This window comes from Ruegeria lacuscaerulensis (assembly GCF_013033355.1).
Taxonomy (GTDB): Bacteria; Pseudomonadota; Alphaproteobacteria; order Rhodobacterales; family Rhodobacteraceae; genus Ruegeria; species Ruegeria lacuscaerulensis_A.
The window spans coordinates 1-2,193 of sequence record NZ_WQDY01000032.1 but is presented as its reverse complement, the minus strand read 5'-3'; the positions used below and the strand labels follow the sequence as shown (position 1 = coordinate 2,193).

Genomic DNA, 2,193 nt, shown 5'->3' with positions numbered 1-2,193 from the left:
GCGCGACCGCCCGAGGATCGCACAAAGTCTTGTGCAGCCTGGACCTTGGGGCCCATTGACCCGGCGGGGAAATCGTACTCATCCAATGAATCCGGAGTGATCGATCTAATACCTGTTTGTTCAGGCGTTCCCCAGTTCAGGAACACGGCTTCTGCATCTGTAGCGATAACAAAGAAATCTGCTCCAAGGTTCTGCGCCAGAAGGCACGAGGCAAAGTCCTTGTCGATGACGGCTTCGACCCCGACCAGTTTCCGTTCAGCACCTGCCTCGTACATCGTCGGGATGCCACCACCGCCAGCAGCGATCACGGTCGCGCCCTTTTCCAGAATCCAACGGATAGGTTCGACCTGAAAGATACGTTTCGGGCGGGGCGACGGCACAACGCGTCGCCAGTACTCGCCATCCGGTTTCACCGTCCAGCCCTTGTCAGCCGCCTCTTTCTTGGCGTCCGCTTCGGAATAGACCTGACCGATGAACTTGGTCGGGTTGTCAAAGGCCGGGTCGCTTGGGTCAACCTCGATCATGGTCAACAGGGTGGCGATGTGATGCTCGAAGGGCAGGATATTCCCAAGCTCCTGCTCGATCATATAGCCGATCATGCCCATCGTTTCGCCGACCAAAACGTCCAGCGGGTACTCCTCGACATCCGTATACATGATCTCTTGCAGAGCCAGCATTCCGACTTGCGGGCCATTGCCATGAGTGATGACGGTTTCGTGCGCTTCGCAGAGCGGGGCGAGGGCTTCTGCGGCAATCTTCGCGTTTTTGCGCTGATTGTCCGCTGTCATCGCCTCACCCCGTTTGAGAAGCGCGTTGCCGCCGAGTGCTACAACAACGCGTCCCATGGTTCAGGCTCCCAATGTGGCGACGAGGATCGCCTTGATGGTGTGCATCCGGTTTTCGGCTTGCTCGAACGCTATGTTCATGTCGCTTTCGAACACTTCCTCGGTCACTTCCATCTCGGTGATGCCGAACTGTTCGTGAATGTCCTGACCGACCTTGGTCTCCAGATTGTGGAAGGCGGGCAGGCAGTGCATGAACTTGACGGCTGGATTACCGGTTTTCTTCATCAGATCCATGTTGACCTGGTAAGGGCTCAGCAGCTTGATCCGCTCAGCCCAGACTTCTTTAGGCTCACCCATCGAGACCCAGACATCGGTATGAATGAAGTCCGCGCCCTCTACGGCCGAGGTATCGTCGGTGATGGTCACACGTGCGCCGGTCTTTTCAGCCCGCTCCATCGCCAAGTCGCGCACATCGTCATGGGGCTGGGTTTCTTTCGGAGAAATCATCCGGACGTCGCAGCCCATGATCGCGCCCAACATCAGTAGCGAGTTGCCCATGTTCGACCGACAGTCGCCCGAATAGGCATAGACAATGTCCTTGCGAGGCTTGTCAGCGTGCTCGATCATGGTCTGCATATCGGCAAGCATCTGGGTCGGATGCCAGTCGTCGGTCAGGCCGTTATAGACCGGAACACCGGCATATTCTGACAGCGTTTCAACCATGTCCTGACCGGCACCGCGGAATTCAATCCCGTCGAACATGCGGCCCAAAACGCGCGCCGTGTCTTTCATCGACTCCTTGTGCCCGATCTGCGAGCCCGATGGATCGAGATACGTAATGTTCGCACCCTGATCGTAGGCCGCCACTTCAAAGGCGCAACGAGTACGCGTCGAGGTCTTCTCGAAGATCAGGCAGATGTTCTTTCCGGTCAGCGAGGGCTGTTCGGCGCGGGCGTATTTGGCGCGTTTCAGATCGCGGGCCAGATCCAGCAGGTACAGCATTTCACGCTGGCTGAAATCGGCGATTTTCAGATAGCTACGGCCTTTGAGATTAAATGCCATTTTGTCTCTCCCTAACAAAAAATCAGTGGGCGCAGGGGGCTGCACCCGTAGTAAATTCAATAGGCGGGGTCGCGGTCGATCGGGCAGGTCATGCAGTGGCCACCGCCGCGACCACGCCCCAGTTCCTGACCCGAGATTTCGATCACCTCGACGCCGGCTGCGCGCATCTTGCCATTCGTAAACGTGTTGCGCGCATAACCGACGACCACACCGGGCGAGAGGGCCACGACGTTATTGCCGTCATCCCACTGTTCGCGCTCGGCCTGGAACTCGTTGCCACCGGTCGAGATGACCTCCAGCGAGTTCAGCCCCAGCGCTTCTTTGTAGACGTCGAAAAGGTGCCCTT

3 protein-coding genes are annotated in these 2,193 nt (G+C 57.6%); all 3 read right to left on the bottom strand.

The genetic code is table 11. The features are described 5' to 3' along the window. Positions 1 to 845, bottom strand: an 845-nt coding sequence (gene arcC / locus GOW48_RS22250) for a carbamate kinase (RefSeq protein ID WP_170756247.1), incomplete at its 3' end; no start/stop codon positions are given. 3 nt (positions 846 to 848) lie between these two features. Next, on the bottom strand, positions 849 to 1,847 hold the full coding sequence (gene argF / locus GOW48_RS22245) for an ornithine carbamoyltransferase (protein ID WP_170756246.1): 999 nt from the start codon (positions 1,845 to 1,847) through the stop codon (positions 849 to 851). Positions 1,848 to 1,903: 56 nt separating this feature from the next. Next, positions 1,904 to 2,193 (bottom strand): arginine deiminase family protein (locus GOW48_RS22240; RefSeq protein WP_234900836.1); only part of this gene is annotated, 290 nt, incomplete at its 5' end.